We start from the raw sequence: 3,938 nt of genomic DNA on the forward strand, positions 1-3,938 counted from the left end.
AATTGTTTCTTGCGTGAGACAACACCCTCGGCCAGGCGAGTATCATCGGCCAGCCGTCGGCCGCGGCATTGAGGCGCCCATCGGCCAGGGGGCTGAAGTCGCGCAGGGCGTAGAGCACCAGGATCATCATCACCGCCGGTGGCAGGTAGCGACCCAGGTGCAGGATCAGCGGATGCTCCGCATGGCGCGCCAGGGCCACGAAGGGCAGCACCCGGGTAGCGAAGGTCGCCGCGACACAGACGGCGATGAAGCCCAGCAGGTCGAGACCGTTCATGTTGCACCTCCGAGCTGCCGACGGCGGTAATCGACCAGCAGCACCAGACTGGCCGTCCCGATCGCCCCCAGCAGCAGGTGGTGCTCCGGCAGCATCAGCATGGCCCCGAGCCCGGTGGCCAGGGCAATGGCGAAGGGCAGCCACTGGCGCAGCCGTCGTGCCTGTTCCAGGGTCAGGACGATGAACAGCGCCGTGAGGGCGAACTCGATGCCGCGGCTGTCGAACGCCAGGGTCGTGCCGACCAGCACCCCGGCCATTGACCCCAGCACCCACCAGAGCTGGTTGAGCAGGCTGACGCGAAAGGCCTGAGCATGGTCCAGGCCGGCATCCCCGGCGTGGGTGGTGAGCAGCGAGTAGGTCTCGTCGGTGAGGGCGAAAACCAGGTAGGGCTTGCGCCAGCCGGCCCCCTGGAAGCGGCGCAGCAGTGACAGGCCATAGAAGAGGTGGCGGGAGTTCAGCATCAGGGTGGCCACGGCCACCTCCACCAGACCGGCCCCGCCGGCAAGCAGTGCCACGGCCAGGAACTGGCCGGCTCCGGCATAGATGACCAGCGACATCAGCAGTGCCCCCCAGGCGGGGATACCCACCTCGACGGCGAGGATGCCGAAGGCAGCCCCCAGCGGCAGGTAGCCGAACATCACCGGCAGAGTGATGATACCGGCCTCCTGCCAGGCGTGACGCTCGAGCAACGTGGACCTCCTTGTCGTCATGTGGCGTAACGGCGACACTCCGTCAGGCAAGTATTATACGCCGTGGACGGCTACACCTCACTCGAAAACAAGGACTTTCTCCTATAAGCGCAAGGAGCCAGCAAGATGCACCATGTAAGAGTCTGGGATCTGCCGACCCGTCTGTTTCATTGGGGCCTGGCAAGTGCGGTGGCACTCGCCTTCTACACCATGGAGACCGGGGGGGCGCCCTTCGTGTTTCCCGTGGAGATCCATGGCCGCGCCGGCCTGGTAGTGCTGGGCCTGCTGCTGTTTCGCTGGGGCTGGGCGCTGGCGGGCAGCCACCATGCGCGGCTGTGGCATTTCCTCCATGGGCCAGGGGCCATCCTGGCCTACCTGCGTGCCCTGCGTCGCGGGCCGCTGCCGCCCTATGCCGGCCATAACCCTCTCGGCGGTCTGGCGGTCCTGGCGATGCTGGTGTCACTGAGCGTCCAGGCGATCAGCGGACTCTTTCTCACTGACGACATCTTCTTCCAGGCGCCACTTCATGACCGGGTCTCGGGCGAGGTCAGCGGCACGCTGCGAATCCTGCATCACTGGAACGCACAGCTGTTGATGGTGCTGATCGTGCTTCACCTGGTGGCCCTGGTGGTGCATCGGCTGAAGGGGGAACGCCTGGTGGGCGCCATGGTCACGGGGTGTAAGCGACTATCGGCGCATCCCGAGGGCATGGCCGACGACAGCGTCGCTGAGTCGCGCGGCAGTCCCTGGCTGGCGGTGGGTCTGCTGCTGGTGGCCGTCGGGGTGGTGGGGTGGCTATGGCAGCTCTGACAGTCGAAGACGTGGCAGGGGTCGAGGCGGTGCAGGGCACCGCCTCGGTGTGACGGCGTTGCGCCGGATCACTCGGCGCGATAGTTGTCGTGGCAGCCCTTGCAGGTATCGGCAACGGACGCCACCTGCTGTCGCATGGCAGCGAAGTCATCCCCCTGGGCGAGTTCGGCCAGCTTGGCGGCTTCCTCTACCAGTGCCTGCTGACGCGACTCGAAGTCTTCCCAGTCGTCGGCGATCTCGGCCAGGGCATCGGTGTCTACGCCATGGTTGTCACCTCGCAGGGAGCCCTCGACGAACCCTTCCCAGGGGAGATCCGCAACGGCGTCGAGGTTTTCGGCGCGGCGGGCGAACTCCTCGGCGTCATAATCGATCTTCCCCTGGGCCATATCGCCCAGCGGGCCAATCTGCCAGGCCATGACGCTCAAGGCATCCTGGCGATACTCGATCGCCTTGTCGACATCGGCCTGGCTGCTGGTCGAGGCGAGAAGAGCCGTGGTCAGGGTAGCGGCAGCGATGAGGGAATAACGGGATAGGGTCATCACGATCTCCGTTTCGTGTCCGGTAAGGTATGACGGGGCATCTCTTGATGTCGGTCACGCTCAGCTTAGCAGCTCTCGCTCCATCCGCTAGTTGGCCCGCTGCTGTCGGCTGCGAAAGCGAGCATAGGCCGTGCAGCCGACGAACAGGGCCAAGGCGACCAGGGCCTCGGCACTGCCGCGCAGTCCCTGGCCGGGGAGGGTGGCCACCATTACGCCCTGAGTGAAGTAGAGCAGACTGACAAAGGCCAGCCACGCATGGCCGCGAGGACGTCGCGTGAGGATCGAGGGCAGGAAGAGCACCAGCGGCAACACGAAGGCCAGCAGGGGCACCAGGGGGTTGCCGTCGGTGGTGACGATCACGCCACGATAGACCATCAATACCAACAGCAGGCCGTAGCTGCTCAACACCAGCCGGCGCGACCCATCGGTCAGCCGATCGATCCCCTTGCGAGCTTCCAGTCCTTCCAGCCACTGCCTCATGAGGCCTCCCGGCGCGAGGCCCCGAGGGCCAGGGCCAGTCGGGCCAGGCGTTTACCCTGAGCGAAGGCCAAGTGTCGCTCATGTTCGTCCAGCGGCCGGTCGCTGCGCTTGCCGGCGACATGGCTCGCCCCGTAGGGCGTCCCGCCGGCGGCGGTCTCCATCAGCTCGATCTCGCTGTAGGGCAGGCCGGCATAGACCATGCCATGGTGCAGCAGCGGCAGCAGCATCGAGACCAGGGTGGTCTCCTGGCCCCCATGCAGGCTGGAGGTTGAGGTGAAGGCAGTGGCCGGCTTGTCGATCAGGGCACCACCGAGCCATAGCTCGCTGGTGCCGTCGATGAAGTACTTGAGGGGCGCGGCCATGTTGCCGAAGCGGGTCGGGCTGCCAATGGCCAGGCCCGCGCAGTGGCGCAGGTCGTCGAGGCTGGCATAGACGGCACCCGCCTCGGGAATCTCGGGGTCGACGGCTTCGCAGGTGGCCGAGACCGGTGGCACGGTCCGCAGGCGGGCCTCGATGCCCGGGCAGGACTCGACGCCGGCGGCGAGGCGCTCGGCCATGGCGCGGGTGGCGCCATGGCGCGAGTAGAACAGGATCAGCACATAGGGGCGGTGTTCGGTCATGGGGGTTCCTGTTGGCCTGAGGAGACGGGGCGTGCGGATGGCGCTCAGTCGAGCAGGGCGCAGACCGCTTCGGGCGGACGGCCGATGACCGCCCGTTGCCCATCGTCGGCGATGGGCCGCTGCAGGATGCGTGGGTGGGTGACGATGGCATCGATCACCTGGCGGGAATCCTCGGCATCGGCCCCCAGCTGCTTCCACTCGGTCTCGTTGCGCCGCACCAGTGACGAAACACTCCCCTCCAGGCGCCGGATCAGGGAGCGCAGCTCATCGGCATCCAGCGGCTCGTCCAGGTAGCGGCGGACGGTCACCTCGGCACCGGCCTCCTCGAGCAAGGCCAGGGCCTGGCGTGACTTGGAGCAGCGCGGGTTGTGAAGGAGGGTGATCATGGACGCGTCCTTTTGCCACTCGGAGTGAAGGGGGCTCATTGTAGGCTGCGGCAGAATCTCGCCACAACCGGACGGGCTCAGTCGCCGTCCCGGTGACCGGGGAGGACGCGCTCGATGGCGCCCAGCACCGACATGATCAC

Annotated in this window: 7 protein-coding genes; 1 reads left to right on the forward strand and 6 read right to left on the reverse strand. The window is 66.7% G+C overall.

The window, feature by feature from the left end; genetic code table 11:
- Both RI841_RS15105 and RI841_RS15110 read right to left on the reverse strand, forming a co-directional pair.
- The coding region (locus tag RI841_RS15105; RefSeq protein WP_310706457.1) for an AzlD domain-containing protein at positions 1–274 on the reverse strand (274 nt) is incomplete at its 3' end.
- The gene (locus RI841_RS15110) at positions 271–963 is read right to left on the reverse strand and encodes an AzlC family ABC transporter permease (RefSeq protein WP_310706458.1); all 693 of its coding nucleotides are present in this window, start codon (positions 961–963) and stop codon (positions 271–273) included. The genes RI841_RS15105 and RI841_RS15110, both read right to left, overlap by 4 nt.
- A 126-nt stretch (positions 964–1,089) precedes the next feature.
- Here RI841_RS15110 and RI841_RS15115 point away from each other — a divergent pair, with 126 nt between their 5' ends.
- A complete protein-coding gene (locus RI841_RS15115; protein ID WP_310706459.1) occupies positions 1,090–1,773 on the forward strand; it encodes a cytochrome b/b6 domain-containing protein in 684 nt (227 codons plus the stop codon).
- Positions 1,774–1,841: 68 nt separating this feature from the next.
- Here RI841_RS15115 and RI841_RS15120 read toward each other — a convergent pair whose 3' ends face one another.
- From RI841_RS15120 to arsC, 4 genes are all read right to left on the reverse strand, one after another.
- Positions 1,842–2,312, reverse strand: a complete 471-nt coding sequence (locus tag RI841_RS15120; RefSeq protein WP_310706460.1) for a cytochrome c — start codon at positions 2,310–2,312, stop codon at positions 1,842–1,844.
- 87 nt (positions 2,313–2,399) lie between these two features.
- Positions 2,400–2,792, reverse strand: a complete 393-nt coding sequence (locus tag RI841_RS15125; RefSeq protein ID WP_310706461.1) for a DUF2069 domain-containing protein — start codon at positions 2,790–2,792, stop codon at positions 2,400–2,402.
- Positions 2,789–3,412, reverse strand: coding sequence for an NAD(P)H:quinone oxidoreductase (wrbA, locus tag RI841_RS15130; protein ID WP_310706462.1), 624 nt, complete (start codon positions 3,410–3,412; stop codon positions 2,789–2,791). The genes RI841_RS15125 and wrbA overlap by 4 nt, the downstream gene beginning before the upstream one ends.
- 44 nt (positions 3,413–3,456) lie before the next feature.
- The gene (arsC, locus tag RI841_RS15135) at positions 3,457–3,798 is read right to left on the reverse strand and encodes an arsenate reductase (glutaredoxin) (protein ID WP_310706463.1); all 342 of its coding nucleotides are present in this window, start codon (positions 3,796–3,798) and stop codon (positions 3,457–3,459) included.
- Between the last annotated feature and the right edge of the window lie 140 nt (positions 3,799–3,938).

The sequence above is a fragment of the Halomonas sp. genome (assembly GCF_031581305.1).
Taxonomy (GTDB): domain Bacteria; phylum Pseudomonadota; class Gammaproteobacteria; order Pseudomonadales; family Halomonadaceae; genus Halomonas.